Origin of the sequence: Ensifer sp. ENS07 (assembly GCF_014852185.1) — a bacterium.
GTDB lineage: Bacteria > Pseudomonadota > Alphaproteobacteria > Rhizobiales > Rhizobiaceae > Ensifer > Ensifer adhaerens.
Window position 1 is genome coordinate 964559 of the sequence record NZ_JACVBE010000002.1, and the last position, 26516, is coordinate 991074.

The window sequence follows — 26516 nt, forward strand, 5'->3', positions numbered from 1 at the left end:
AAAGACGGTCGCCCCCGCTTACTTGCAGGCGGCGCAGAAACGCTGGATTCGGCGGCAGGCTTCCTCGAGCTGGGCTTCCGAGGTCGCATAGGAGATGCGGAAGTTCGGGCCGAGGCCGAAGGCCGAACCGTGGACGACGGCGACGCCTTCGGATTCCAGCAGTTCCGACACGAAGTCTTCGTCCGTCTCGATGACCTTGCCCGACGGCGCGGTCTTGCCGATCAGGCCGGCGCAGGACGGATAGACGTAGAAGGCGCCTTCGGGCGTCGGGCACGAAATGCCCTTGGCCTGGTTCAGCATCGACACGACGAGATCGCGGCGGCCTTCGAAGATCTTCTTGTTTTCGGGAATGAAGTCCTGCGTGCCGTTCAACGCCTCGACGGCCGCCCACTGGGCGATCGAGGTGGCGCCCGAGGTCTGCTGGCCCTGGATCATGTCCATGGCCTTGATCAGCTGCAGCGGGCCGGCGGCGTAGCCGATGCGCCAGCCGGTCATGGCATAGGCCTTGGAGACGCCGTTCATCGTCAGCGTGCGGTCATAGAGACCGGGCTCGACTTCGACCGGGGTCGCGAACTTGAAGTCGCCATAGGTCAGGTGCTCGTACATGTCGTCGGTGAGGATCCAGACATGCGGGTGCTTCATCAGCACGTCGGTCAGCGCCTTCAGCTCGGCATGGCTGTAGGCGGCACCCGACGGGTTGGACGGCGAGTTGAAGATGAACCACTTGGTCTTCGGCGTGATCGCCTTGTCCAGATCTTCGGCCTTGAGCTTGAAGTTGTTTTCCTGCTTGGTCGAAACCGTCACCGGCGTACCACCGCACAGCGCCACCATTTCCGGGTAGGAAACCCAGTAGGGTGCAGGGATCACGACTTCATCGCCGGCGTTCAGGGTCGCCATGAAGGCGTTGAAAAGAATCTGCTTTCCGCCGGTGCCGACGATCGTCTGGGCGGCGGTGTAGTCGAGGTTGTTCTCGCGCTTGAACTTCTTGGCGATCGCTTCGCGCAGTTCCGGAATGCCGGAGACCGGCGTGTACTTCGTCTCGCCGCGGTTGATCGCGTCGATGGCGGCCTTCTTGATATTGTCGGGCGTGTCGAAGTCCGGCTCACCGGCGCCAAGGCCGATGACATCGCGGCCTTTCGCTTTCAGCTCACGGGCTTTCTGCGAAACGGCGATGGTGGCGGAAGGCTTTACACGGGAAAGGGCATCGGCAAGGAAGGCCATGGGTGAAGGTCCTGATCGTTTCGAGACGAGGTGATCGCTACGGAACGAAAAGGCAGGCTCCATAGCGGTTAGGTCTATGTCGAAAGACGCCCGGTCTTGCAAGCGCCGGATAGGCAAAAACGCCGGAAACGCGGGCAAAAAGCGTCACCATGACAAAGTTTCATGAATGCGATCAGCATCGTCGATCGGAGGTCGCGATACCGAGCGATGCATCACCGTCCGTCGAGCGCCGACAAAACGGATTGTGGCACCCGTTCGAACGGCCACGAAACGTAACGGCCAGAAACGGTTGGTGATCGCGATTTATTCAAAAAAATCAGCGCAATCCCGCAATTTTTCAAATGCCATAATTTAGCCACCACAACTGTCGCGGAACGCCGCAATTCCGTCCAGCAACAGCCGGTTTCCGGGCATTTCCTTCGATGATCCGAACACATTCGCATTACGGGGGTTATGCAATGTTTCTCGACGACGAAATCGCTTCCATGAAGACACGGCAGAACGAAGCACGCTGGGGCATGTACCTGGCGCTCGCGGCCCTTGCCGCCTGCATCCTGATGTTCATCGGCCTGATGACCCAGGCGACCGCGCAAACTGCTGATGCCAAGCCGCGGCAGCTGGCGGGCTACGTTCGCCCCAACGACATCGGCACCGGCGCCCTGCTCTTTCCGTCGAAGGAGCCGGGCTATTTCGTCGAGGCGCCGCGCCTTGCGACCGACGTTCAGATCGACGTCAACGGCCCGATCATGCGCACCCGCGTCACCCAGCGCTTCGAGAACCCGAGCAAGGGCTGGGTTGAGGGCACCTATGTCTTTCCCCTGCCCGAGGATTCGGCCGTCGACACGCTGAAGATGCAGATCGGCGACCGCTTCATCGAGGGTGAGATCAAGGCGCGTGAGGCGGCCAGGGAGATTTACGAGCAGGCAAAGGCCGAGGGCAAGAAGGCAGCGCTTCTCGAACAGCAGCGCCCGAACATCTTCACCAACCAGGTCGCCAATATCGGTCCCGGCGAAACGGTCGTCGTGCAGATCGAGTACCAGAGCGCGGTCCGCCAATCGAACGGCCTCTATTCGCTGCGTTTCCCCATGGTCGTGGCGCCGCGCTACAACCCGCAGCCGATCGTTCAGACCGTCGATCTCGACAGCCGCACCGGTTATGCCGTCAGCGACCCGGTCCCCGACCGCGAGAAGATCGAAGCGCCAGTCCTCGACCCCAAAGAGAACGCCAGGATCAACCCCGTCACACTGACGGTGAACCTCAAGGCCGGCTTCCCGCTCGGCGAAGTGAAATCAGGCTACCACGACGTCGATATCGCCAATCTTGACGATCTCAGCCGCCGCGTGACGCTGAAGGGCGACAGCGTGCCTGCCGATCGCGACTTCGAGCTCACCTGGAAGGCGATCGAGGGCAAGAGCCCCTATGCCGGCCTGTTCCGCGAAACGGTCGGCGGCAAGACCTATCTGCTCTCGTTTGTCACCCCGCCGGCAGCAGCAAACGAGGCTGACGCCAAGCCGGTCAAGCGCGAGATCGTCTTCGTCATCGACAATTCCGGCTCCATGGCCGGCCCGTCGATGGAGCAAGCCAAGGAGAGCCTGGCGCTCGCGATCTCCAGACTGAAGCCCGAGGACCGTTTCAACGTCATCCGCTTCGACGACACCATGTCGGTGCACTTTCCCGAGCTGGTCGAAGCGACACCGGACAAGCGGGAGGACGCAATCGCCTATGTGCGCGGCCTGACAGCCGATGGCGGCACCGAGATGCTGCCAGCGCTGGAAGCGGCCCTCCGCACGCAAGGATCGGTACAGCCCGGCGCGCTTCGCCAGGTGGTCTTCCTGACCGACGGCGCGATCGGCAACGAGACGCAGCTTTTCGAGGAGATCCAGAAGAACCGCGGCGAGGCTCGCGTCTTCACCGTCGGCATCGGCTCTGCTCCGAACAGCCACTTCATGACCAAGGCGGCCGAATATGGCCGCGGCACCTTCACGCTGATCGGCTCGGAGAGCGAGGTCGCCGCGCGCATGGGCGAGCTTTTCACCAAGCTCGAGAGCCCCGCAATGACCGATATCGCCGCGAGCTTCGAGGGCGCCTCGGCGAGCGACATCACCCCCAACCCGATGCCCGATCTTTATCGCGGCGAGCCTGTGGTGCTGACGGCCGAACTCGACGGCACCGCACCCGAAGGCAAGCTGCAGATCCTCGGCAAGGCCGGCGACCAACCCTGGCGGGTGGAGATGGACATCGCCAAGGCCTCGACCGGCAAAGGCATCGCCAAGCTCTGGGCGCGCCGCAAGATCGACGACCTCGAGGCGAGCGCGTCGACGATCGCCGACCCCGCGACCCTCGACAAGCGGATCGAGACGGTGGCACTTGCCCACCATCTGGTCTCCCGCGTGACCAGCCTCGTTGCCGTCGACGCGACGCCGTCGCGGCCCGCCAGCGAGAACCTGAGCGAAACGAAGCTGCCGCTCAATCTCCCCGCCGGCTGGGACTTCGGAAAGGTCTTCGGCGAAGCCCCTGTCGAGACTGTCCCCGGCAAAGTCGACGAACGTGACGCCGCGCTCGAAAGCCGAACCAAGCTTGCGATGGTCACGGCCGACCGCATGCTGGCCGCACCGACGGCGCGGGCGGCAGGTCTGCTCGCGGAAGCCAACAACCAGGTCGCCCTGCCGCAGACGGCAACGGAGGCCGACAAGCAGATCCTGATCGGCCTGATGCTGCTCGTCTTCGCTCTGCTTGCCGGCACGACCTTTGTCTACTGGCGGGCGCCGATCGCCGCCGTCGTGCTTGCCGGAGTGCGCCGCCGTGGCCGCTGACAAGAATCAGTCCGAGCCACGGCCGGGCTTTCTCGCCCGCCTCTCGGCGGTCGAAACGATCGTGCTCGCGATCATCTCGCTCATTGCCCTTGCCGGTCTGCTTCTGATCGGCAAGGGCTTCTACATGAAGGCCAAGGCCGAGGTCTCGCAGGTGCTTCTGAAGCGTACCTTCGAGGCGCAACTGCACGGCAATCCCGACGGCAAGCCCTGGCCCTGGGCCGATTTTCAGACAGCCGCGGAAATCTCGGCGCCACGGATCAACCGCTCGGCGATCGTGCTCCAAGGCGCAAGCGGCGAAGCGCTGGCCTTCGGGCCCGCCTGGCTGACGACGACGCCGCTCCCCGGCGACGAAGGTACCTCGGTCATCGCCGCCCATCGCGACACGCATTTTCGCTGGCTGAAGGAGGTCAACCCCGGCGACCTTCTGGTGCTGACCCGCAAGGACGGCCGCCGCTTCCTGTTTAGGGCCGGCGAAAGCCGGGTTGCCCGCTGGGACGAAAGCGGCATCAACGCGTCCGCCAGCGGCCACCATCTGGCGCTCGCCACCTGCTGGCCCTTCGACGCGATCGAGCAGGGACCGATGCGCTACATCGTCGATGCAGAACTCATCGGCGAACAGCGTCCGGTACCGCTGACGACGGGCTCGATCTCGAAATAAACCGCTTTTGATCGGATGTGACTTGAACCGCTCCGTCGATCGCCCCAGCTTGCCTGCTGAACGAGTCGGTGTGGGAGAAACGGAATGGGGCATACGGGCGCTGGAACATCGGGACGGGCGGGCAAACGGTCGCGTGCGGTCGGAATCCTGGCCGTGTCCGTTGCGCTGGCAACGTTTGCTCCTCCGAGCGCCGGGGCACAGGATGCCCGCGAGTTTCCGAGCGAGCACGGTAGCGTGCGTGTCGAGACGCTCGCGACCGGGCTTGAACACCCCTGGTCCGTCGAGGCACTCCCCGATGGCGGCCTGATCGTCAGCGAGCGGCCGGGTCGGCTGCGGATCCTGCGCGACGGCAAGCTCTCGAAACCGCTGACGGGCGTGCCCGAGGTCGCCGAGCGTGGCCAGGGCGGCCTGCTCGACATCGCGCTCGATCCCCGTTTTGCAGAAACCCGGACGCTCTACTTGACGATGGCCGCCAACGGCAAGGGCGGCTACGGCACCGTCGTCGTACGGGCAAAGCTCGCCGCCGACGGAACCGGGCTTATCGACGTCAAGGAGCTCTTCCGGATGAGCAAGTTTACCGGCAAGGGCCAGCATTTCGGCTCGCGCATCGCAATCGCTCCCGATGGCAGCCTTTTCTTCGGCATCGGCGATCGCGGCGAAGGCGACCGGGCGCAGGACCCGCGCGATCATGCCGGCGCCATCCTGCATATCAATGCCGACGGCAGCGTTCCCGGATCGAACCCTTATCGCGGCGGCACCGGCGGCCTGCCGGAGATCTGGTCGAAGGGCCACCGCAATCCTCAAGGGATCGCCTTCGATCCGAAGGACGGCACGCTTCTGACGGTCGAGCACGGCGCGCGCGGCGGCGACGAGATCAACAATCCGAAGCCCGGCCACAATTACGGCTGGCCCGTCATTACCTACGGCAAGGACTATTCCGGCGCCGAGATCGGCGAAGGCACGGCGAAAGAAGGCCTCGATCAGCCGCTCTTCTATTGGGATCCCTCGATCGCGCCTGGCGCGCTTGCCGTCTATCGCGGCGAGATGTTTCCCGAATGGGATGGCGATCTTCTGGTGGCGGCGCTGAAGTACCAGTTGCTCGCCCGGCTCGAACGCGACGACAGCGGCGCGATCGGCTCCGAGGAGCGGCTGTTCGACGGCGAATTCGGCCGCATCCGGGACGTCGTCGTGGCACCCGACGGCGCCTTGCTTATGGTGACGGACGAGGAAGACGGCGCCGTGCTCAGGGTCTCCAAGGCGGCGACGCAATAGCCGGCGCGCGCCGCACGTTCACGATAGCCGATCGCGAACCTCGCGCCGGAACATGAATTTCAGCCCGGACCAGACGGCATCGACCGCGCAAACCTTCACGTCGACAAGGCCGAGCGGCAGGAAGATTTCGCGCAAAACGTCCTCGGTCAGTGTCGTCGGCCGCTTCGACGCCTTCTTTGGCCAAGAGACCCACAGCATGCCGTCCGGCTTCAATCTCGCAGCCAGCTTCGGCGCGAGCTCTTCCAAAACCGATCGCTCCGTTTCGAACACATGCGCATAGTCAATGTCGCGCGCGGCCACGGTGCCGATCTCGGTCTCGCTGGCCCGAAAGCCGGAAAAACCGCTGATCGCATCGAGCCCGGCTGGAACCCCGAGAAGCAGGGCCCGCTGCCCGTCTTTCAGCCCCAGCTTGCGCCCGAGCGGCGTGCCTGAATAGCCGGCATCGCTCATGGTCGCCGATCTCCGATGGGTGATAGGAGCTGAGCCCCCTCCTCGGCGCCCTCTCCCGGCACCGTGTCTCCGGCCGTTTCCATCGACAACAACTCCGCCCAACCGTGGCGACGATGAGCCTTGCCCGGCGAAAACGCAACTGCTAGACGCGCCTGTCCGAGGAGAGAACGACATGTCGCGCATTCAGGCCAATCTGCTGCTTTTGATTTCAGGCGCCATCTGGGGCGCCGGCTTCGTTGCACAGTCGACGGCGATGGATGCGATCAGCCCGCTGTGGTTCATCGCGCTTCGTTTTGCGATCGCGACACTGGTCGCCATGCCCTTGGCCATCATCGAAACGAAACGCGCGGCCGAACCGATCAAGCTGACGACCGTGCGCAATTTCATCTTCATCGGCCTGGCGCTCTTTGCCGGCGCCGTGACGCAGCAATTCGGCCTGCTCGACACCAGCGTCACCAATTCCGGCTTCCTCACCGGTCTCTACGTCGTCTTCGTCCCGGTCTTGACGGTGATCTTCTTGCGCCGCAAGCCGCATTGGGTGATCTGGCCGGGGGCGTCGATGGCACTGTTCGGCATTTTCCTCTTGAGCGGCGGCACGCTGTCGACGCTGACGGGTGGCGACTACCTGACCGTGGTCTGCGCCCTGTTCTGGGCGGTGCAACTGCTGCTCATCGGCCTGTTTGCCCCAAGCAGCGGCCGGCCGATGCTGCTGTCGATGACGCAATTCGCCGTCTGCGCCGTGCTCGGCTTCGCCCTCGCCGTCACGACCGAGCCGCTGAGCTTCGCTGCCATAGAGGGCGCGCTCTTCGAGATCCTCTATGCCGGCATCTTTTCGAGCGGCCTTGCCTTCATTCTTCAGGTCGTCGGGCAGCGCTACACCACGGCGCCGCAGGCTGCGATCTTCCTGTCGAGCGAAGCACTCTTTGCCGCCCTCTTCGGCGTTCTCCTGCTTGGCGAAGTCATCACCCCGATCGGTTATGCCGGCTGCGCCATCATCTTTGCCGCCATGCTGACGGTAGAGATCGTGCCGGAACTGACGAAGGGCCGCCGCGCCGCAGCACCTGCCTGAGGGCTCCTCAAGAAACTATAGGCACCCCACCGCCAAGACGCTGGACTGAGGCTTTACTTGCTGTTGTTCAGGCAATAGGCCCGTTGCTTCGCAACGAAGGCGTAGCTTTGCCCTGCGTTTTCGACCCGGCCCGAGAGCTCTGGATTTTCTGCAAGAAATCTACGTAAGAAACCGCCGACGTGAGAAGCCTCAAACATATCAGGGAGTTGCCGACGGCACGCATCCCAGGCGATTGGCCTGCTTTACGCGCCGCGCACGAGGAATCGGCGAAAACCACTCAATTTTGCAGCAATTGTTTTCAAAAAGCTGTGATTTCAACAGCTTGCGATATATTTTGTGCAACGCCCCACAAAGCCGCAAATGACCGATTTTTGAGCAATGACAAGACGCAATACCAATCCCGAAAAGTTTTGCTTGCCAATTCAAAATAAACCCATCAATCTTACTTTCGTTCGGGCAATCTGCGAACATGGGAAGATCTTGAAATAAAAGCGGGCCGGAGACGCAAAAACTCCGGGCGGCCAGACCGATGGGAAGCAGAGATGCGGCCCTTCCAATGGCTGGCTGCGGTAACCAGGACCCTTTCCTCAAACGTCGAGAACTGCCTGCCAACGCCCATCCGGGCACATTGCAATGCTACCCGTCCGTCAAACGGGTGGAGAGAAAAGGACCTGACGCATGGCCGAAACTGGCACTGTAAAATTCTTCAACACCGACAAGGGCTTTGGTTTCATCAAGCCTGACAACGGTGGTGCAGATATCTTCGTACACATTTCCGCGGTCCAGGCTTCCGGCCTGACCGGTCTGACGGAAAACCAGAAGGTAAGCTTCGACACCGAACCGGATCGCCGCGGCAAAGGCCCGAAGGCGGTCAACCTGCAGATCGCCGGCTAACGCCGTTATCTGCTGACAGATTCCAGTTGAAGCCCGGCATTCTTGCCGGGTTTTTTTGTTCAGGCTCGGTTCAGTTTGGCCGCGTTAACCTTCCTCCATCATGAAGGCCGGGTTGATCCGGTCCATGCGAAGGATTGAAGCCAAATGAACAAGTTCATCAAAGCCGCCGTTCTCTCGATCGCCGCAGCCGCTATGGTCATCCCGACCTTTGGCGCCGCCGAGGCAGGCGGCAGGCATCACCACAATAATGACGATGCATGGGCAGCTGGTGCAGCAGGTCTCGTTGCCGGCGCTCTGATCGGCGGCGCGATCGCTTCGCAGCCGCGTTACAACGGCGGCTACAACGAGCGCGTCTACATCGATCCGGAACCGGAATACGACTATTACGAGCCGCGTCCGGCCTACCGCCCTCGCCCGGTCTACCAGGCACGCCCTGTCGTCGTCGACAGCTATGGTGGCGGTTACCGCTCGCTCGAGCCCTGGACCCCGTCCTGGTACCGTTACTGCGCGCAGCGTTACCGCTCGTTCAACCCGGATAGCGGCACCTTCCGCGGCTACGACGGCCGCAGCTACTTCTGCACCGCCGGCTAATCAGGTTCGGCGTAAGAATCGAAAAGCCCATGTCTTGATAGAGACATGGGCTTTTTTCGTGAGCGTGTGTGGTGGCTCAGAGCCCGCGCAGATAAGGATTGGTGCGGCGCTCCTCGCCGATCTGACCACCCGGGCCATGTCCGCAGATGAAGCCGACGCTATCGCCGAGCGGCAGGATCTTGTCGCGGATCGAATCGAGCAATTGCTGGTGATTGCCGCCGGGCAGGTCCGTGCGGCCGATCGAGCCGTGGAAGAGCACGTCGCCGACATGGGCGAAGTTCTGCGCCCGGTTGAAATAGACGACGTGTCCCGGCGCATGGCCCGGGCAATGCAGGACTTCGAAGACATGGTCGCCGAAGGAGACCGTGTCGCCTTCTTCGAGCCAGCGATCGGGAATGACGTTCTGAACCTTCATCGCCAGACCGAAGCGCTCCGCCTGGCTTTCGAGCCTTTCGAGCAGCGGCAGGTCGTCCTTGTGCGGACCGATGATTTCGAGCCCGAGGGCGTCCTTCAGTTCCTTGGCGCCGCCGGCATGGTCGATATGGCCGTGGGTGATCCAGATCGCCTTCAGCGTGATGCCGTTTTCGCGGATGGTCTGCAGGATGAGATCGACGTCGCCGCCGGGATCGACGATCACGCCTTCCTTGGTCTCGCTGTCGAACAGCACGGTGCAGTTCTGCTCGAAATGGGTAACCGGGATGATGCCCGCCTGTAACATGCGCGTGTGCCTCTCTAGAGCATGTCGCGCAAAAATTTGGGAGCGGTATTGCGATAACGACATGCGACAAATCCAGAACCTAAAGCGTAGGAAGCGAATCTGGAAGATCGCAACGCGCTCTAGGATCTCGTCATCTTCCTATAGCGGCAATTGGCGGCGGTGACAGCGCCAATCAGCGAAGCGAGGCTATTTGCGGTGCAGACAGCTGCTGGGGTGCCGGCCACTGCACGGTGGTCATCAGCAGCGCCGAAATCGCGATCTCCGCGGCGACGACGATCCGAACGACCGGCTTCAGGCTGCGCGCGGCGACGTTGTTCTGATTCGGCTGAGCATTCTGCATTTTGTCCCTCTCCCGTTGCCTGTTCTCCTGGCGTGTCCTGCCCTCGGCAACGGCTGGAGAATGTCACAGCGTCACATTTCGTGACGTTCCCGGGGGAACATCCGCGCGCTTGCTGGCGTTTGGCCCTCGTCAATATAAGGAGAAACACGATGGTGAAGCTTACCCGCCCCCTGTTGCGAGCCGCTGCGGCCGCGGGTTTGGTGTTGGCGATCGGTACGCCGTCCGCCTTTGCAGCCATGACCGCGACCACGGTGACGGACCTTAACATCCGCACAGGTCCGGGCCCTCAATATCCGACAGTCGGCCTTGCGACCCGCGGTAGCACCGCGGTTATCGACGGCTGCATCGAAGGCAGCAAGTGGTGCCGCATTGACGTCGGCGGCGTGCGCGGCTGGGTCTATTCCCAGTATCTGACGACGGATCTTGGCGGTTCCGCCGTCGTGGTCCAGGAGCGCCGGTCCGACCTGGCCATTCCGGCCGTCACCTACGAAGTGCAGCCCAATGACCCCGTGATCGTCAGCAGCGGCGACGAATTGATCGGCCCGGTCGAACAGATCGACCCGATCGTGCCGCCGGAAAATGTGCGGACCTACGTCACGTCCAACCCCGGCGAGACCGTCTATCTCGATGGTGAAGTCGTCGTCGGTGCCGAACTGCCACAGACCGTGGCCGTTCAACGCGTTCCCGACTACAGCTACGACTATGTCAGCATCAACGGCCAGCCCGTTCTGGTCGAGCCGGCAACGCGACGCATCGTCTACGTCTATCGCTAACAATCGAGACCCCCGGCAATCGTTCGGTTGCCGGGGGTTCCCGACGTGCCTGCATTACCCTCCCTCGCTCTCCCGACGGCACGAATCATGCGCGGCAAGGTCATTCCCTCCAGCCGCCCCCGCCGCCGGCTTCGTTTTCCCGCTTTGCCTGTAAGAGGTTGCCTCTGCCTAAAATCGAGCCATTTCAATTGGCTACGAAGCGGGCGCCGCAACGTCATTTCACTCAAATTGACAATAATCCGGAATAGGCTTCAACCTATTGATGCCGGCTCATCGGCTTTTAGTGGCGCGTCCACGACGAGCCACGACACGGAGGGATCAATGGAAGCATTAATGCCTATCATTACCCAATTGATCGCGGGGGCCGCCGGCGGGAACGCGGCCAGCGCAGTGTTGAAGCAGCAGGCATTCGGTGTCGTCGCACGGACCATCGTCGGCGCCATTGGAGGCCTTGGCGGCGGGTTCCTCATTCAGATGCTCGGCGGAGAAGCAGCCGCGACCGGTCTCGCCATGCAAGCCATCGGCGGCCTTGTCGGCGGCGGCGTACTGAGCGGAATCGTCGGGCAATTCTTGGGGAAGACCGCCTAATTCTGCGATCATATCCGTAGCAAGACAAAAGGCGGCCCGGGGGCCGCCTTTTCTGCTTTCGAGAGCATTCCGGATGCCGTTACTCGGCTGCCGCGGCAACCGGATAGACTTCCTTCATGTAGTCGTTCATCAGCGTTTCGCAGATCGTCGCCGGCGTGAAGCGGTAAGGACCGATTTCGGAAACCGGCGTCACTTCGGCGGCCGAGCCGGTGAGGAAGCATTCGCTGAAACCGGACAGTTCCTCCGGCATGATCGCCCGCTCGACCACTTCATAGCCGCGGCGCTTGGCAAGCTCGATCACCGTGCGACGGGTGATGCCGTCGAGGAAGCAATCCGGCACCGGCGTGTGGATGACGCCGTCCTTGACGAAGAAGATGTTGGCACCGGTCGCTTCGGCCACGCGGCCGCGGTAATCCAGCATCATCGCGTCCGCATAGCCCTTGGCCTCGGCCGCATGCTTGGAGATGGTGCAGATCATGTAGAGGCCGGCGGCTTTCGACTTCGAAGGTGCCGTCTGCGGATCCGGGCGGCGATATTCTGCGATATCGAGCCGGATGCCCTTGAGCTTTTCGGCCGGGTTGAAATAGCTGCCCCACTGCCAGATGGCGATGGCGACGTTGATGCGGTTGTTCTGCGCCGAAACGCCCATGCTCTCGCTGCCGCGCCAGGCGATCGGCCGCACATAGGCCTCGGAGAAGCCCTGACGCTTCAGAAGCTCGACGCTGGCTGCGTCCAGTTCTTCCACCGAATAAGGGATCTTGAAGCCGAGGATTTCGGCGGACTGATGCAGGCGCTGGTTGTGCTCGGTCAGCTTGAAGATGCGCCCGCCATAGGCGCGCTCGCCCTCAAAGACCGCGCTGGCATAGTGCAGGCCGTGGGTCAGCACGTGAATCTTGGCATCCTTCCACGCGACGAACTCGCCGTTGAACCAGATCTGTCCGTCCAACTGATCAAAAGGAACCGCTGCCATGGTGTCATCCTCCGGCGCATGCGCGCCATTCTTAGTTGATTATCGCCCTGCTTTCAGTCTATCGGCAAACTGATTGAGGGAAAATTCAATTTCGTGATTTTGGATTTGCGATCGGAACGGCACGGCATATCCTTTCAGATGTTGCCAACGCCAAATGTCTCGCTTACCGAGCATGGACGCTAATGCTATGGTAAAAATATGTCAACAAAGCTGACATATTTTTTCGAATGTTTCGCAAGTTGCAATCAGGCTGAAAGGAAATGACCGCGTGGCCGGCCAATCCAAAGAGAACACCCGGTATCTGAACGATGCCGCCGCCGATGACGATACGATCGATTTCGAGATCATCGAGCTGCTCTTCTTCGCCTATCGCGACTTCACCTCCGACCCGGATGCGATCCTGGAAAAGAGCGGCTTCGGACGGGCGCACCACCGCGTCGTGCACTTTGTCGACCGCGAGCCGGGCATGACAGTCGCCGACCTCCTGGACACGCTGAAGATTACCAAGCAGAGCCTTGCCCGGGTGCTGAAGCAACTGATCGACTCCGGGTATATTCGCCAGGAAACCGGCCCTGAAGACCGGCGCCAGCGGATGCTCTACACGACGGAAGAAGGCCAGGCACTGGCGCGTGCGCTTGCCGAGCCACAGTCCCGCCGCATAGCCGATGCATTGGCAAGAACCGGTCCGGGCGCGCGCGAAACGGTCAAGCGCTTTCTCGCCGGGATGAAGAACAACGCCGCAGACTGACGCCCGCCGTAGCGCGGGTCTGACCTGCAACTTGGGAAGCGTGGAATGACGACAAAAGCGACTGTCTCGGACGATGCGGCTCACCTTCTGGTCGTTGACGACGACCGGCGCATCCGCGATCTGCTCAACCGCTACCTGGTCGAACAGGGTTTTCGCGTGACGACCGCGTCCGATGCGGACGAAGCCCGACGCAAGCTCGTCGGCCTCGACTTCGACCTTCTGATCGTCGACGTGATGATGCCCGGCGAAAGCGGCATTTCGCTCACCCAGAGCCTCAGGCAAATCAAGACCGTGCCGATCCTGATGTTGACGGCGCTGGCGGAATCCAACTCCCGCATCGAGGGTCTCGAGGCCGGCGCCGACGATTATCTGTCGAAGCCCTTCGACCCGCGCGAACTGGTGCTGCGCATCAACAACATCCTGCGCCGCAACCAGCCGGCCCAGGCCCCCAAGGTCGACCAGGTGATCTTCGGTCCCTACACCTTCTCGGTGGTGCGCAAGGAGCTGCGTCGTGGCGCCGATCACATCCGCCTGACGGACCGCGAGCAGGAGATCATGACACTCTTTTCGCAACGTGCCGGCGAAACCATCCCGCGCCACGAGTTGATCGGCGACGATGCCGAAGTCGGCGAGCGCACGATCGACGTGCAGATCAACCGCCTGCGCCGCAAGATCGAGGACGACCCGTCCAACCCCGTCTGGCTGCAGACGGTGCGCGGCATCGGCTACCGGCTGAGCGTGGACTGAAATGGCAGCCTTTCCGATGAGCGCGGCAAACCATGGCAAGCTTTGACGGCATAGAGCACGGCGCATCCGGGGCGAACGACAATGCCTGGAGGCGGTTCACCCGCTGGCTGCGCCGTCGCCTGCCCATGGGGCTTTACGCCCGCTCGCTGCTGATCGTCATCATTCCCATGGTGCTTCTGCAGTCGGTGGTCGCCTTCATCTTCATGGAGCGCCACTGGCAGCTGGTGACGCAGCGCCTGTCGGCCGCCGTCACCGGGGACATTGCCGCGATCGTCGATCTTATCGACACCTTCCCTGCCGACCGCGACATCTCCGAGATCATCCGCATCGCCCGCGATCAGCTCGATCTCAGCATCTCCGTGGACCCGCCCGGCGAACTGCCGCCGCCGCGCCCCAGCCCCTTCTTCGAAATCCTCGACCAGATCCTCGGCGAAGAGATTTCCAACCAGGTCCGCCGCCCCTTCTGGATCGATACGGTCGGCAACTCCAAGCTCGTCGAGATCCGCATCAAGCTCGATGACGGCCGCATCCTGCGCGTCTATGCCCGGCGCAACCAGGCCTACGCTTCCAACACCCACATCTTCCTCGTCTGGATGGTGGCGGCCTCGCTGGTGCTGCTGACGATCGCGGTGCTCTTCCTGCGCGGCCAGATCCGCCCGATCCTGGCCTTGACCAAGGCGGCCGAAAGCTTCGGCAAGGGCCAGAAGATCGACGACTTCGCGCCGCGCGGCGCCGATGAAATCCGCCGCGCCGGCCTCGCCTTCATCCAGATGCGCGAGCGCATCGAACGCCAGATCGAGCAGCGCACCGCGATGCTGACTGGCGTCAGCCACGATCTTCGAACCATCCTCACCCGCTTCAAGCTGCAGCTGGCGCTTGCCGGCAACAACCCCGATCTCGAAGGCCTGAACCAGGACGTCGATGACATGCAGAACATGCTGGAAGGCTATCTGGCCTTCGCCCGCAGCGAAGCGGAGGAGGACGTCGGCCAGCTGAAACTCAGCGACCTGATGACCCGGCTCGCCGCTGAAGCCGAACTGCTCGGCAAGACCCTGACCACATCCATCGAGGGGGAAGACGATATCCGCGTGCGGCCAAACGCCTTCACCCGTCTCGTCGCCAACATCGCCTCGAACGCCTACCGCTACGCCAACACTGTCAAGATCGATGCGCGCCACAGTGCCAAGTGGCTCACCATCACCGTCGACGATGACGGCCCAGGTATTCCCGAACGTTCGCGCGAGGATGTGTTCAAGCCGTTCTTCCGCCTCGACGAAGCCCGCAATCTCGACAGTTCCGGCACCGGCCTCGGGCTGGCGATCGCCCGCGATATCGCCCGCAGCCACGGGGGCAACGTCACGCTTGGCGACAGCCCGCTCGGCGGCCTCAGGGCAACGGTGCGCGTCCCGGCTTGACGTTCCCGCGCGGGCGGGCCACTTCTGGCCACGAATGGGCTAAGGGGAACGGGCCATGGTAGACGCCATCGATTGGGCTGACTGGGAGCGACGGCTGGCCGAACTCTGGGCAACCTTCGACCCGACAGATAGCGACGCCTTTATCGCCCGCATCGATGCCCTTGCCGCCGAACTGCCGGCAGGACATGCCATCGGATTGTTCGAAAGAGCCTCGGCGCAGGATTCGACCGGCCATGAGATGAAGGCGGAGCCGCTCTACCGGCAGGCGCTGGAAAACGGTCTTCAGGGAATTCGCCGCCGACGGGCCACCATCCAGCTCGCCAGCACCCTGCGCAATCTCGGCCGCGCCAAAGAAGGTGTCGCCCTGCTCACCGCCGAGCGGGACAAGCCATCGGACGAACTCGACGATGCGGTCGTCGCCTTCCTGGCGCTCTGCCTCGTCGATACTGGCCAGGCGCAACAGGCGGCCGCGCTCGCGCTCGCCAGCCTGTCACGGCACCTCCCCCGCTACAACCGCTCACTCAAGCGCTACGCCGAGATGCTGTTGCCGGAGAGTTGAGCCCGTCAGCGCTGGTAGATCGACGTCAGGCCGCGTCGTTCGTTGAAACGGTGCCAGGCGTCGATACGGCGCGGATGACGGGCGCGCATGACATCGAGCGGCGCGAGCAGTCGGCCGCCGCGGCCAAGGGCGGCATCGAGGATCTCGATGATGCGGCGATTCGGCCAGGGCTTGCGGGTGATCGTCAAGAGCGCCCGGAAGGCTTCGTCCTCTCGTCCCGCGCCAAGCTGATGCGCAATCAGACCATAGGCAAAGGCCGTCGAGCGGCTGACGCCGGCATGGCAATGCACGAGAATGCGGCTCTCAGCATGCTCGGCCGCCGGGCGCATCGCCTCGAAAACTTCGAGCACCAGATCCGGGAAATGCTGGGTGGCGGTCGGGTTTTCCTGGTCGCGCATGCGCACGACCCGGTGGCTGGCGTCCGCAATCACGGGCACGTTGGCATCCGGCAATTCGGGATCGAGCAGCGACAGCACATGACTTGCGCGCCAGTCGCGCGCGGCATCGGCGGCGCGCCAAAGGCAGGACACCTTGACGCGCTCGGGGATCACTTCGAAAGCAATGTTCATGGGGATCACATCAATTTCTTGCCGTTGGGGACCGGCCGTTCGGTGGCAGCCAGCACGATCGCACCGGCCTCGTCTGCAAAGCCCAGCGTCAGCACTTCAGAGCGCACAGGTCCGATCTGGCGCGGCGGAAAATTGACAACGCCCAGCACCTGCCGCCCGACGAGATCCTCCGGACGATAATGCACCGTGATTTGCGCTGATGACTTTTTTATGCCGATTTCCGGGCCGAAATCGATTTTCAGCTTGATGGCCGGCTTACGCGCTTCCGGAAACGGTTCGGCCTCGACGATGGTGCCCACGCGAATGTCCACGCGCTCGAAATCAGCAAATTCAATAGTTTCAGCCATCGTCATTCCCTATGTGAAATCTCATCCGAGGAGCTGGATTAAAGCATCGGGCGAGATTTCGGAAGCACGGCGGCCTCGGCGGGCTCCCCGCGAAATCTGGCCTCCTCCCATGGGCGACGCGCGAACTGCTCGGCAAGGAAATCGACGAAAACACGCACGCGTGGCGGCAAGAATCGCCGGTGCGGATAGACGACCGTGATCGGCTCTGCCTCGGCATAGTTGCTGCCGGTCAGAAGCGGCACCAGCAATCCCGCCTTGATATCTCCGCCCACGAGCAGTTCGGAAAGGCGCACGATGCCGATGCCTGCGAGCGCAAGCCGTCGGAGCGCTTCGGTGCTGTTGGCTTCGACGGAGCCACGAACACGGATCGCACGCCGGCCGTTGCCATCCTGAAATTCCCAAACGTTGAGACGGCCGCGGGCGGTGATGGCAAGGCAGACATGCCGCTGCAGGTCGTCAGGCGTTTGCGGCGCGCCGTGCCGCTCGAGATAGGCGGGTGCAGCGCAGATGACGCGACGGTTTGGTGCGAGCCGCCGCGTCACCAGCGTGCTGTCGCTTTGTTCCGCCACCCGCAGCGCAACATCCGCCTCACCGTTCATGAGGTCGACGACCGCGTCGCTGAAATCGAGTTCCAGGTCGATCTCCGGAAACCGTTCGATGAAATCAGGCAGCATGGGCACGATCAGACGATGACCGAAGGCGCTGGGCAGGCTCACCCGCAGCCGCCCGCGCGGCACCGCCCCCGGTTGGATCGCAACCTCCGCATCTTCCATGTCGCCGAGGATGCGGCGGCTCGATTCCGCATAGGCGCTGCCTTCGCTCGTCAGGCTGATGCTGCGCGTCGATCGCTGCAGCAGGCGCACGCCAAGGCGCGCCTCCAGCCGGCCAACGATCTTGCTGACCGCCGATGGCGTCATGCGCAACCGCCGCGCCGCCGCCGAGAAATCTCCCTCCTCGACGACAGCGAGAAACACCGCCATGGCTTCCTGTCGATCCATCTATCTATTCCATTTCGTCACAGATAAACGGAATTTAACATGGATTATCGCCGCGAGCGACAGGCTGTAGCTTGGACCGGAACTCAGACAGCGAAGCTTGAGGAGTAACGGAAATGGGCAAGCAGCCGAGCAGCAGTCTGCCGATGAGTTATGAGCTGCATTCCTGGGCTCGGCGTCAACGCAGCATTGCGATCGGCGACCTCTGCCGCCGCGTGATCGGCACAATCTGGAGAAGTCTCGTCAATCGCCAGCCAAGCCGCGATCATGGGGCCTGCGCCGGCGCTTCCCCGGCGCGAAACCCTTAGGCCAGGCGCCATGCCGGCCCAACATGGGGCCAGCCGCATTCAATATTCAGCCTGCGAGTTCTTCCGCGCGCTTGCGCGCCGCAGCGATCGCCTTGTCAAACAGCGGCTGCATGCCGTCGTCGGCCATCAGCACGGACAGTGCCGCAGCCGTCGTGCCGCCGGGCGAGGTCACGTTCTGGCGCAGCCGCGCGGCTTCGTCAGGCGACTGGTGCAAAAGTTCGCCAGCCCCAGCGACGGTTTCCCGCGCGAGCCGCATGGCGAGGTCCGCCTCAAGGCCGGCCTTGCGGCCCGCCTCGGCCATGCATTCGACGAGGTAGAAGACATAGGCCGGACCGCTGCCCGAAACGGCGGTGACGGCATCGATCTCGGCTTCGGTGCGGACCCATTCGACCGGACCGCTGACCTTCAGGAGATCATGAACCCGAGCGCGCTGCTGATCGCTGACGCGGGCATTGGCAAAGGCGCCGGTGACACCGCGGCCGATCATGGCCGGGGTATTCGGCATGGCGCGCACGGTCGCCGCGGCACCAAGATGGGCTTCGATGAAGGAAAGCGTCTTGCCGGCAGCAACCGAAACGATGACGGTATCCGGGCCGACGAGAGATTTCAGCGGCGGCAAGACGGCGTCCATCACCTGCGGCTTGACCGCAAGGAAGATCACACCCGCCTGGACACCCAACGGTACCGAGGTCGCATGCGTCACGCCGTTGTCCGAGATCAGCTGCGCCATGGCCGGCGGCGGGCCGGGATCGACGACGAGAACGTCCGCGCCTTTAACGCCGCTCTTCAGCCAGCCCGAAAGCATGGCGCCGCCCATATTGCCGGCGCCGACGAGCACGATGGGACCGGAAGCGGCGTTCGTCATGATCAGGCTTCTCCAACCGTTTCGAACAGGACGGCATCGACGGCGCGCTGCGCGTCCATGCCGGACCAGACGACGAATTGAAACGCCTGATAATAGGATTCGCAAGCGTCGAGTGCGCTCGAAAGCAGAACTTCGACCTGCTGGTTGGTGGGCTCGGCGCCGCCGGCAAGCAGCAGCGACTGGCGGAAGATCACCACTTCCTCCTGGCGCCACAGATCGAAGTGGCCCATCAAAACCTGCCCATTGATATGGGAGAGCAGACGGATGACTTCGTTGACCCGGCTTTCCGACACCTTGATGTCGAAGGCACAGGCCAGGTGCAGCGCCTCGAATTCCTCCATCCAGGAGAAGGAAACGTGGTAGTCCGCCCACTTGCCTTCGACCGTCATGGCGATTTCGTCTTCGCCGGATCGTTCGAACGACCAGTCGTTATTGGCAGCCACGAACTCGATCATATCGACCGGGTTGGATTGGCGCTCGACTTCCATTTCCAAAAGGCTCATGCATCACCCTGCATAGGTGTGGCACGGGCATGCGTCATCACGCTCACAAGACGCAACGCCGCAAACCCAACACCGATTACAAACACGTATGATTGCTGAACTCACATCCATCCTGGCTGACTTACCCTGCCCGGAGCTTACGTGGTTCGTTTCGAATCATCATTTAAAATCAGTGTATAATGGCGGAGTCAGGCTGCCAGCCCCTCGGCCCAAAAATAGCCGTGAACAATCGCGTCCACGTTGTCATGTGAATGAAGCGGTTGAGCTTAACTGACTCTGCCATAAGGGTTTTTTGGCAGTGTCCACAGGTGGAAAACTTTTCAGGTTTTATTAACCACCCATCATGCCGTTTCAGACCTATGCGGCTGAACCACAGCAAAACGCCCGCAGATGAGGTCCGCGGGCGAAGTAAAAACGCTGAAATGCCGTTATTTCAAGGGAATCGCGTTACTTGCCCGTATCGACGAGACGCGCTTCGAGAGCCTCAATACGGGCCAGAAGCGCATCGTTTTCCTCGCGCGCCTTGATGGCCATTTCCTTGACCATTTCGAACTCTTCGCGCTTGACGACGTCGAGCGAATTCAGCGCCCGCTCCGCCTGCGCCCGGAAGGCCGTTTCAACCTCGCGGCGCACGCCTTGAGCGGCGCCGGCAGCATCGGTCATCAGCTTGGCAAAGTCATCCAGGATGCGGTTGGTGCCTGTGCTCATCGTCGCGATCTCCATATCAGCCATCGCCTCTAAAGGCGCGATGCGGTCCATGGGTTTCAGGTAGGGTCACCGGCCGCGCGATGCAAGAAAAATCACGCGCGCCATCACGGCTCCCTTCACGACCCTGTGTCCGGGGCGCGCATTGCCGCCCTTGACCGAGGTGAAATCGCTCGCCATGGTCCGCCGAAACAACCGGCCCGGCACGAGAACAATAAATTGGAAACATTAGCGACCCGCCTCGCCATCCTCCCCTTCCCCGAAATCGACCCCGTTATCGTCCAGATCGGCCCGCTGGCCATCCACTGGTACGGGCTCGCCTATGTGGCGGGCATTCTGCTCGGCTGGTTCTACGCCCGGCGCCTGGCGATGAACGCCTCGCTCTGGCGGGACGACAAGCCGGCCATCACGCTGCAGCAGCTCGACGACTTCCTGCTGTGGGCCGCCGGCGGCATCGTGCTCGGCGGCCGCATCGGCTACATTCTCTTCTACGATCTCGGCTCAGTGCTCGCCAATCCGATCCGCGCGCTGGAAATCTGGAACGGCGGCATGTCGTTCCACGGCGGCTTCCTCGGCACGACACTCGCCATGATCCTGTTTGCGCGCAAGAACAAGATCGCCATCTGGAGCCTGTTCGACATTGTCGCCGCCGTCGTCCCGATCGGCCTGTTCTTCGGTCGTATCGCCAACTTCATCAACGGCGAACTCTGGGGCCGCCTCTCGTCGATGCCCTGGGCGATCGTATTCCCGACCGGCGGTCCGTTCGCCCGCCACCCGAGCCAGCTCTACGAGGCCGCCCTTGAAGGTATCGTCCTGCTCTCCGTCCTCGCCTGGTTCATCTATCGTCGTCACGCGTTGAAATCCCCGGGGCTCGTCACCGGCATCTTCGTGCTCGGCTATGCCCTGAGCCGCATTTTCGTCGAATTCTTCCGCGAACCGGACGCGCAGATCGGCTATCTTGTCGGTGGCTGGCTGACCATGGGCATGCTTTTGTCGCTGCCAATGGCGCTCGCCGGCATCTGGGCCATTGCCCGGGCGCGGCGCGCAGCCACCTGAGAGCGGATGGGGCAAGGGCGCGCGGCTATTCCGGCCGCCGCCCCGCGAATTGGACGAAGGCATGACGACACCACTTGCGGACAAGATCAAGGCGCTGATCAAGACCCACGGGCCGATCAGCGTCACCGATTATTTCTCGCTTTGCCTGGCGGATCCGGAGCACGGCTACTACCGTGTGCACGAGCCCTTCGGCAAGGAAGGCGACTTCACCACGGCGCCGGAGATCAGCCAGCTCTTCGGCGAGATGATCGGCATCTTCCTCGTCCATGCCTGGCAGCAGCACGGCAAGCCTGAGGGCGCCGTGATTGCTGAAATCGGCCCCGGCCGCGGCACGATGATGGCCGACATGCTGCGCGTCGTGCGCCGCCTGGCACCTGATCTCTATGCTTCCGCCGGCGTGCATCTCGTCGAAACCAGCGAACGGCTGCGTAAGGTGCAGTCGGAAACGCTCGCCGCCCATGGTCACAAGGTCGAATGGCACACGAGCTTCGAGACCCTGCCGGAAGGCTTCCTGCTGCTTGCCGCCAACGAGCTTTTCGACGCCATTCCGATCCGGCAGTTCGTGCGCACGGCGCAAGGCTTCCGCGAGCGCATGGTCGGGCTTGATGCCACGGACGAACTGACCTTTGCCGCCGGCGTTGCCGGCATCGATCCCGAGCTTCTTCCGACGCCGGCGCAGGGTGTTGCCGAAGGCACGATCTTCGAGATTGCTCCCGCCCGCGACGCTGTCATGTCGGCCCTCTGCGAACGGTTGAAGATCAGCGGCGGCACCGCCGTGATCATCGACTATGGCCATATGGCTACCGGCTATGGCGATACGCTGCAGGCCGTGCGCGATCACGAATACGATCCGCCGCTCGCCAGCCCCGGCCGCGCCGATCTCACCAGCCACGTCGATTTCGAGCAACTCGCCCGCCGCGCCAAGACGGACGATGTGCAGATCAACGGTCTTGCCCACCAGGGCGATTTTTTGGTCGGCCTCGGTCTTCTGGAACGCGCCGCGGCCCTTGGCCGCGACAAGGATGCGCTGACGCAGGAAACCATCCGCCAGGACGTCGAGAGGCTTGCCGGCGCAGGCGCCGGAAAGATGGGCGAACTGTTCAAGGTCCTGGCCGTCAGCAGCCCGCCGGTGCCGCTCTCGCCGTTCCGCAAACCGAAGGCTTGAACCTCCACCCGACGGCACCCCTGCCGTTCGGGAATTGACAGCCCTGCCGTCGCGGGTCAACATCGCGCCGGCAAATCAAGAGCCAGTCGCCGGGCCGGAGCGCGCGCCCAAACCCATTGATTTTCCTGATAAAGCAAAGGCGAATATACCAATGCAGCATGACGCCGCGCTCTCTCCTGTGCAAAGCTCGCTTTTCAGCGAGAAGGCCGGACCGGCAATCGCCCATGGCTATTTCACCCGAACAGGCGGCGTTTCCGAAGGGATCTATCGCGGCCTCAATGTCGGGCTTGGCTCCAAGGACGAGCGTACCCATGTCAACGAGAACCGCGCCCGCGTCGCCCGCTGGTTCGGCGCCTCGCCAGAGCGCCTGGCGACCGTGCACCAGGTCCATTCCCCAGACGCCGTGGTGGTCGACGAAAGCTACGACGGCGCCCGCCCCGAGGCCGATGCGCTGGTGACGGCAACGCCGGGCATCGTGCTCGGCGTGCTCTCGGCCGATTGCGGCCCCATCCTCTTTGCCGATGCCGAAGCCAACGTCATCGGTGCCGCGCATGCCGGCTGGAAGGGCGCGCTCGGTGGCGTGCTCGAAAGCACCATCGACACGATGGTTTCGCTCGGCGCGCAGCGCGAGCGCATCGTCGCCTGCCTCGGCCCGTCGATCAGCCGTCGGAACTATGAGGTCGGCTCCGAGTTCGTAGAACGCTTCGTCGCGGCGAACGAAAGCTACGCCACTTTCTTCCGGCCTTCGGAGCGCGACGGCCATGCCATGTTCGACCTGCCAGGGCTGACGATCAAACGGCTGGTCGAAGCGGGCGTTGCCGCCGAGAATCTCGACATCTGCACCTATGCCGACGAGGAGCGTTTCTTCTCCTATCGGCGCACGACCCACAGGCAGGAACCGGACTACGGCCGACAGATTTCCGCCATTTGCATACGAGGGACCTGACATGGCGCTTCACTTTGCCCAGGAAGAATATGCAAGCCGTCTCGAGCGGCTGACGGAGAAGATGCGCGAGGAGAAGCTGGACGCGGTGCTGCTTTTCGCCCAGGAGAGCATGTACTGGCTGACCGGCTACGACACCTTCGGCTACTGCTTCTTCCAGACGCTGGTCGTCAAGAAGGACGGCTCGATGGTGCTTTTGACGCGCTCGGCCGACCTGCGCCAGGCCCGTCATACATCGAACATCGAGCGTATCGAGATCTGGGTCGACCGGGCCAATGCCGACCCGACCATGGATCTCAAGAACCTCTTGAGCGAACTCGACCTGCTCGGCTGCCGCATCGGCATCGAATACGACACCCACGGCATGACCGGCCGCGCCGCGCGGCTGATCGACCGGCAGCTACAGACCTTTGGCGAGCTGATCGACGCCTCGCATCTGGTCGGCCGCCTGCGCCTGATCAAGAGCGAGGCGGAAATCGCCCATGTCGAAAAGGCCGCAAGCCTTGCCGACGACGCGCTCGATGCCGCCCTGCCCCTCATTCGTCCTGGCGGCAACGAGGCCGACATTCTGGCCGCGATGCAGGGAACGATCCTTGCCGGCGGCGGCGACTATCCGGCCAACGAGTTCATCATCGGCTCCGGCGCCGATGCGCTGCTCTGCCGCTACAAGTCCGGACGGCGCCTGCTGGACAGCCAGGACCAGCTTACGCTGGAATGGGCCGGCGTCAGTGCTCACTATCATGCGGCGATGATGCGCACCGTCGTCATCGGCGAGCCGACCAATCGCCATCGCGAACTCTACAGCGCCTGCCGCGAAACCATCCAGGCGATCGAGATGGTGCTTCGCCCCGGCAACACCTTCGGCACCGTCTTCGACGTGCACGCCAGGATCATGGACGAACGCGGCCTTGCCCGCCACCGGCTGAACGCCTGCGGCTATTCGCTCGGCGCCCGCTTCTCCCCCTCCTGGATGGAGCAGCAGATGTTCCACCTCGGCAATCCCCAGGAGATCGAGCCGAACATGTCGCTGTTCGTGCACATGATCATTATGGATTCCGACAGCGGCACCGCCATGACGCTTGGCCAGACCTACCTCACCACGACAGACACGCCGCGCGCGCTGTCGCGTTACGGCCTGGACTTCATTTCTGCTTAGGGAAATCCGCCTAGACTTGCGTTCGTAATGGCAGACGACAGGAGACGTTTCAGGAAACTGCCGCGAAGAAACGGACGGACGGTTTGAACATGCGAAAGCTCACCACGCCCATCGTAGCTCTTGGCCTCGCCATTGCGCTCGCCGCCTGCAACAGCACCGAGATGCTGACGCCACAGGTTGACGTCGGCGGGGGAACCTTCCGCTCGCCGCCAGTGACGCAATCCGACCTCGACGCCATGTCGACGCAGACGGCGATGGCGCCGGTGCAGCGCGAACCCGTCAGCCAGACCACCGCCTATTCGCCTCAGCCGGCTCCGTCGAACACACCGACGGCCTATGCCACCGGCGACGCGACCTATACCGATCCGGCCGGCACCTTCGAGGGACAGGCAAGCCGGCTTGCCGCCGGTTCCGAGCCCGTCCAGAACACGATCGAGAGCCGCCAGGCACCGGTGGAACAGGCGCCAATACAGCACACGCCCGTTCAGCAGGCGGCGGCCGCGGCCGAAGAAATCCAGAGCCAGCCGACCGTCGCCGCCCTGCCGAAGGCAAGTGCTGCCGCGAGCGGCACGATCCGCTTCCTGCCGATCATCGGCGCACCGGTCCAGGCGGTGACACCGCTTTCCAAACAGCTCGGTGCCGACGCTCGCGCCCGCGGCCTGACGATCAAGGGCTCGGCGGACGCCAGCAGCGAGCATATCCTCAAAGGCTATTTCTCGGCGCTGAAGGACGGCGACAAGACGACGGTCGTTTATGTTTGGGACGTGCTCGACGGCAGCGGCAACCGCCTGCACCGCATCCAAGGACAGGATCAGGTTCCCGGCGGCGGCACGGATTTGTGGAGTGGCGTTCCGGACACAACCATGCAGGGAATTGCGACGAAAACCATCGACGCCTATCTCGAATGGCGGCAATCTCAAGCCGGTTGACACAAAGTTTTTAGGATATTGGCCTTCGCGGCGCAGCATTCCCCTTGCATTCAAGTTCAGTCTCGCTAAAAAGCGGCCGATCAGCTCTGAACGGCGGCCATCCGCAAAGAATGACCGCGATTGGAATGGCTCTCGGAATCTGCGCGGAAAACACCGCTGCCGGAAAAGTACCGGACGGTGACCGCGCCAGCTCAAGGCGGTCCGTCAATGAAGGTTTTCGCAGGTAATTCGAACCGGCTCCTGGCCGAAGCGATCTGCAACTATCTCAACCTGCCTCTCGGCAAAGCGACGGTACGCCGTTTCGCCGATCAGGAAATCTTCGTCGAGATCGGCGAAAACGTACGCGGCGAGGATGTCTTCATCATCCAGTCGACCTCGTTTCCCACCAACGATCACCTGATGGAACTGCTCATCATGATCGACGCGGTGCGCCGCTCCTCCGCTCGCCGCATCACTGCCGTGCTTCCCTATTTCGGCTATGCCCGCCAGGACCGCAAACCCGGTCCGCGCACGCCGATCTCAGCCAAGCTGGTCTCCAACCTGATCACCGAAGCCGGCGCCGACCGCGTGCTGACCCTCGATCTTCATGCCGGCCAGATCCAGGGCTTCTTCGACATCCCGACCGACAACCTCTATGCGATCCCGATCCTGGCGCGCGACGTCAAGGAAAACTACGACCTGAAGAACGTCATGGTCGTTTCGCCGGACGTCGGCGGCGTGGTACGCGCCCGTGCGCTTGCCAAGCGTCTCGACTGTCTGCTGGCGATCGTCGACAAGCGCCGCGACCGTCCGGGTGAATCCGAAGTCATGAACGTCATCGGCGACGTGAAGGGCAAGGACTGCCTGCTGATCGACGACATCGTCGATTCCGGCGGCACGCTCTGCAACGCGGCCGAGGCGCTTTTAAAGAACGGCGCGACCAGCGTCACCGCCTACATCACCCACGGCGTTCTCTCCGGCGGCGCGGTTGCCCGCGTTACCTCGTCGATGCTGAAGGAACTGGTCATCACCGACTCGATCCAGCCGACGACCGCCGTCCAGTCAGCCCACAACATCCGCGTCATCTCGACCGCGGGCCTGCTCGGCGAAGCCATCAGCCGCACGAGCCAGGAAGAGTCGGTATCGAGCCTCTTCGACTGAGGTCGTCCG

Annotated in this window: 30 protein-coding genes; 18 read left to right on the plus strand and 12 right to left on the minus strand. The window is 62.8% G+C overall.

Translation table 11 applies throughout. The features are described from left to right. Window positions 1-18: 18 nt before the first annotated feature. Window positions 19-1221, minus strand: a complete 1203-nt coding sequence (locus tag IB277_RS11845) for a pyridoxal phosphate-dependent aminotransferase (protein ID WP_034788681.1) — start codon at window positions 1219-1221, stop codon at window positions 19-21. A gap of 458 nt (window positions 1222-1679) precedes the next feature. Between IB277_RS11845 and IB277_RS11850 the strand changes: the two genes are divergently transcribed. The 3 genes from IB277_RS11850 to IB277_RS11860 all read left to right on the plus strand — a co-directional run bounded on the left by IB277_RS11850 (window position 1680) and on the right by IB277_RS11860 (window position 5964). Continuing rightward, window positions 1680-4034, plus strand: coding sequence for a marine proteobacterial sortase target protein (locus tag IB277_RS11850; RefSeq protein WP_090298511.1), 2355 nt, complete (start codon window positions 1680-1682; stop codon window positions 4032-4034). After that, window positions 4024-4692 (plus strand): class GN sortase, encoded by a 669-nt coding sequence (locus IB277_RS11855; protein ID WP_371590007.1) that lies wholly within the window; start codon window positions 4024-4026, stop codon window positions 4690-4692. Before IB277_RS11850 ends, IB277_RS11855 begins: the two co-directional genes overlap by 11 nt. 84 nt (window positions 4693-4776) lie before the next feature. After that, window positions 4777-5964: a PQQ-dependent sugar dehydrogenase gene (locus IB277_RS11860; RefSeq protein WP_090298505.1), complete on the plus strand. Its 1188-nt coding sequence runs from the start codon at window positions 4777-4779 to the stop codon at window positions 5962-5964. An 18-nt stretch (window positions 5965-5982) separates the two neighbouring features. On the opposite strand, the gene IB277_RS11865 is transcribed toward IB277_RS11860, so the two are convergent. Beyond that, window positions 5983-6414, minus strand: coding sequence for a hypothetical protein (locus tag IB277_RS11865; RefSeq protein WP_090298502.1), 432 nt, complete (start codon window positions 6412-6414; stop codon window positions 5983-5985). Between the two features lie 172 nt (window positions 6415-6586). On the opposite strand from IB277_RS11865, the gene IB277_RS11870 reads away from it, so the two are divergent. After that, entirely contained in the window at window positions 6587-7483 is an 897-nt protein-coding gene (locus IB277_RS11870; protein WP_090298499.1) for a DMT family transporter, read from the plus strand. Window positions 7484-7681: 198 nt separating this feature from the next. Here IB277_RS11870 and IB277_RS11875 read toward each other — a convergent pair whose 3' ends face one another. Then, complete coding sequence (locus IB277_RS11875; RefSeq protein ID WP_192370999.1) at window positions 7682-7954, minus strand: hypothetical protein; 273 nt, start codon at window positions 7952-7954, stop codon at window positions 7682-7684. Window positions 7955-8161: 207 nt separating this feature from the next. Here IB277_RS11875 and IB277_RS11880 point away from each other — a divergent pair, with 207 nt between their 5' ends. Together IB277_RS11880 and IB277_RS11885 are read left to right on the plus strand one after the other, a co-directional pair. Beyond that, complete coding sequence (locus IB277_RS11880; RefSeq protein ID WP_034788690.1) at window positions 8162-8377, plus strand: cold-shock protein; 216 nt, start codon at window positions 8162-8164, stop codon at window positions 8375-8377. 144 nt (window positions 8378-8521) lie between these two features. Beyond that, window positions 8522-8968: a BA14K family protein gene (locus IB277_RS11885; RefSeq protein WP_034788692.1), complete on the plus strand. Its 447-nt coding sequence runs from the start codon at window positions 8522-8524 to the stop codon at window positions 8966-8968. A 76-nt stretch (window positions 8969-9044) separates the two neighbouring features. Here the strand turns inward: IB277_RS11885 and IB277_RS11890 are convergent, their stop codons facing one another. Next, window positions 9045-9686: an MBL fold metallo-hydrolase gene (locus tag IB277_RS11890; RefSeq protein ID WP_060581775.1), complete on the minus strand. Its 642-nt coding sequence runs from the start codon at window positions 9684-9686 to the stop codon at window positions 9045-9047. Between the two features lie 172 nt (window positions 9687-9858). After that, a complete protein-coding gene (locus tag IB277_RS11895) occupies window positions 9859-10026 on the minus strand; it encodes a hypothetical protein (protein ID WP_192357202.1) in 168 nt (55 codons plus the stop codon). 149 nt (window positions 10027-10175) lie between these two features. On the opposite strand from IB277_RS11895, the gene IB277_RS11900 reads away from it, so the two are divergent. After that, on the plus strand, window positions 10176-10799 hold the full coding sequence (locus tag IB277_RS11900; protein ID WP_090298497.1) for a DUF1236 domain-containing protein: 624 nt from the start codon (window positions 10176-10178) through the stop codon (window positions 10797-10799). 321 nt (window positions 10800-11120) lie between these two features. Further along, complete coding sequence (locus IB277_RS11905; RefSeq protein ID WP_034788698.1) at window positions 11121-11387, plus strand: hypothetical protein; 267 nt, start codon at window positions 11121-11123, stop codon at window positions 11385-11387. Between the two features lie 79 nt (window positions 11388-11466). Here the strand turns inward: IB277_RS11905 and IB277_RS11910 are convergent, their stop codons facing one another. Then, window positions 11467-12357, minus strand: coding sequence for a branched-chain amino acid aminotransferase (locus IB277_RS11910; protein ID WP_034788707.1), 891 nt, complete (start codon window positions 12355-12357; stop codon window positions 11467-11469). A gap of 268 nt (window positions 12358-12625) precedes the next feature. On the opposite strand from IB277_RS11910, the gene IB277_RS11915 reads away from it, so the two are divergent. Genes IB277_RS11915 through IB277_RS11930 form a run of 4 tightly spaced genes read left to right on the plus strand, consistent with a single transcriptional unit; the run spans window position 12626 to window position 15826 of the window. After that, window positions 12626-13105, plus strand: a complete 480-nt coding sequence (locus IB277_RS11915) for a MarR family winged helix-turn-helix transcriptional regulator (protein ID WP_034788710.1) — start codon at window positions 12626-12628, stop codon at window positions 13103-13105. 45 nt (window positions 13106-13150) lie between these two features. After that, the gene (locus tag IB277_RS11920) at window positions 13151-13852 is read left to right on the plus strand and encodes a response regulator (RefSeq protein WP_043618070.1); all 702 of its coding nucleotides are present in this window, start codon (window positions 13151-13153) and stop codon (window positions 13850-13852) included. Between the two features lie 32 nt (window positions 13853-13884). Then, window positions 13885-15267 carry an ATP-binding protein gene (locus IB277_RS11925; protein WP_034788716.1) on the plus strand — a complete coding sequence of 461 codons (1383 nt, stop codon included), beginning with the start codon at window positions 13885-13887 and terminating at the stop codon, window positions 15265-15267. A 55-nt stretch (window positions 15268-15322) separates the two neighbouring features. Beyond that, complete coding sequence (locus IB277_RS11930; protein ID WP_090298494.1) at window positions 15323-15826, plus strand: tetratricopeptide repeat protein; 504 nt, start codon at window positions 15323-15325, stop codon at window positions 15824-15826. A 5-nt stretch (window positions 15827-15831) separates the two neighbouring features. Here the strand turns inward: IB277_RS11930 and IB277_RS11935 are convergent, their stop codons facing one another. The 6 genes from IB277_RS11935 to IB277_RS11960 all read right to left on the minus strand — a co-directional run bounded on the left by IB277_RS11935 (window position 15832) and on the right by IB277_RS11960 (window position 20121). After that, on the minus strand, window positions 15832-16395 hold the full coding sequence (locus IB277_RS11935) for a protein-tyrosine phosphatase family protein (RefSeq protein ID WP_090298491.1): 564 nt from the start codon (window positions 16393-16395) through the stop codon (window positions 15832-15834). Between the two features lie 5 nt (window positions 16396-16400). Further along, window positions 16401-16742, minus strand: coding sequence for a tRNA-binding protein (locus IB277_RS11940; RefSeq protein ID WP_034789031.1), 342 nt, complete (start codon window positions 16740-16742; stop codon window positions 16401-16403). Window positions 16743-16780: 38 nt separating this feature from the next. Further along, window positions 16781-17740 (minus strand): LysR family transcriptional regulator, encoded by a 960-nt coding sequence (locus IB277_RS11945; protein WP_060606766.1) that lies wholly within the window; start codon window positions 17738-17740, stop codon window positions 16781-16783. A 351-nt stretch (window positions 17741-18091) separates the two neighbouring features. After that, the gene (gene proC / locus IB277_RS11950) at window positions 18092-18910 is read right to left on the minus strand and encodes a pyrroline-5-carboxylate reductase (protein ID WP_090298482.1); all 819 of its coding nucleotides are present in this window, start codon (window positions 18908-18910) and stop codon (window positions 18092-18094) included. A 2-nt stretch (window positions 18911-18912) separates the two neighbouring features. Continuing rightward, the gene (locus IB277_RS11955; RefSeq protein WP_034788736.1) at window positions 18913-19413 is read right to left on the minus strand and encodes a YbjN domain-containing protein; all 501 of its coding nucleotides are present in this window, start codon (window positions 19411-19413) and stop codon (window positions 18913-18915) included. 447 nt (window positions 19414-19860) lie between these two features. Next, a complete protein-coding gene (locus IB277_RS11960) occupies window positions 19861-20121 on the minus strand; it encodes an accessory factor UbiK family protein (protein WP_034789034.1) in 261 nt (86 codons plus the stop codon). Between the two features lie 216 nt (window positions 20122-20337). Between IB277_RS11960 and lgt the strand changes: the two genes are divergently transcribed. From lgt to IB277_RS11990, 6 genes are all read left to right on the plus strand, one after another. Continuing rightward, the gene (gene lgt, locus IB277_RS11965; RefSeq protein ID WP_034788738.1) at window positions 20338-21174 is read left to right on the plus strand and encodes a prolipoprotein diacylglyceryl transferase; all 837 of its coding nucleotides are present in this window, start codon (window positions 20338-20340) and stop codon (window positions 21172-21174) included. 61 nt (window positions 21175-21235) lie between these two features. Beyond that, window positions 21236-22339 carry a class I SAM-dependent methyltransferase gene (locus IB277_RS11970; protein ID WP_034789036.1) on the plus strand — a complete coding sequence of 368 codons (1104 nt, stop codon included), beginning with the start codon at window positions 21236-21238 and terminating at the stop codon, window positions 22337-22339. Between the two features lie 151 nt (window positions 22340-22490). Beyond that, window positions 22491-23285 carry a peptidoglycan editing factor PgeF gene (gene pgeF, locus IB277_RS11975; RefSeq protein ID WP_034788741.1) on the plus strand — a complete coding sequence of 265 codons (795 nt, stop codon included), beginning with the start codon at window positions 22491-22493 and terminating at the stop codon, window positions 23283-23285. A gap of 1 nt (window position 23286) precedes the next feature. Then, window positions 23287-24438, plus strand: coding sequence for a Xaa-Pro peptidase family protein (locus tag IB277_RS11980; protein WP_034788744.1), 1152 nt, complete (start codon window positions 23287-23289; stop codon window positions 24436-24438). 89 nt (window positions 24439-24527) lie between these two features. Next, entirely contained in the window at window positions 24528-25367 is an 840-nt protein-coding gene (locus IB277_RS11985; RefSeq protein ID WP_060518713.1) for a hypothetical protein, read from the plus strand. Window positions 25368-25574: 207 nt separating this feature from the next. After that, complete coding sequence (locus IB277_RS11990) at window positions 25575-26507, plus strand: ribose-phosphate pyrophosphokinase (RefSeq protein WP_034788749.1); 933 nt, start codon at window positions 25575-25577, stop codon at window positions 26505-26507. Window positions 26508-26516: the final 9 nt, after the last annotated feature.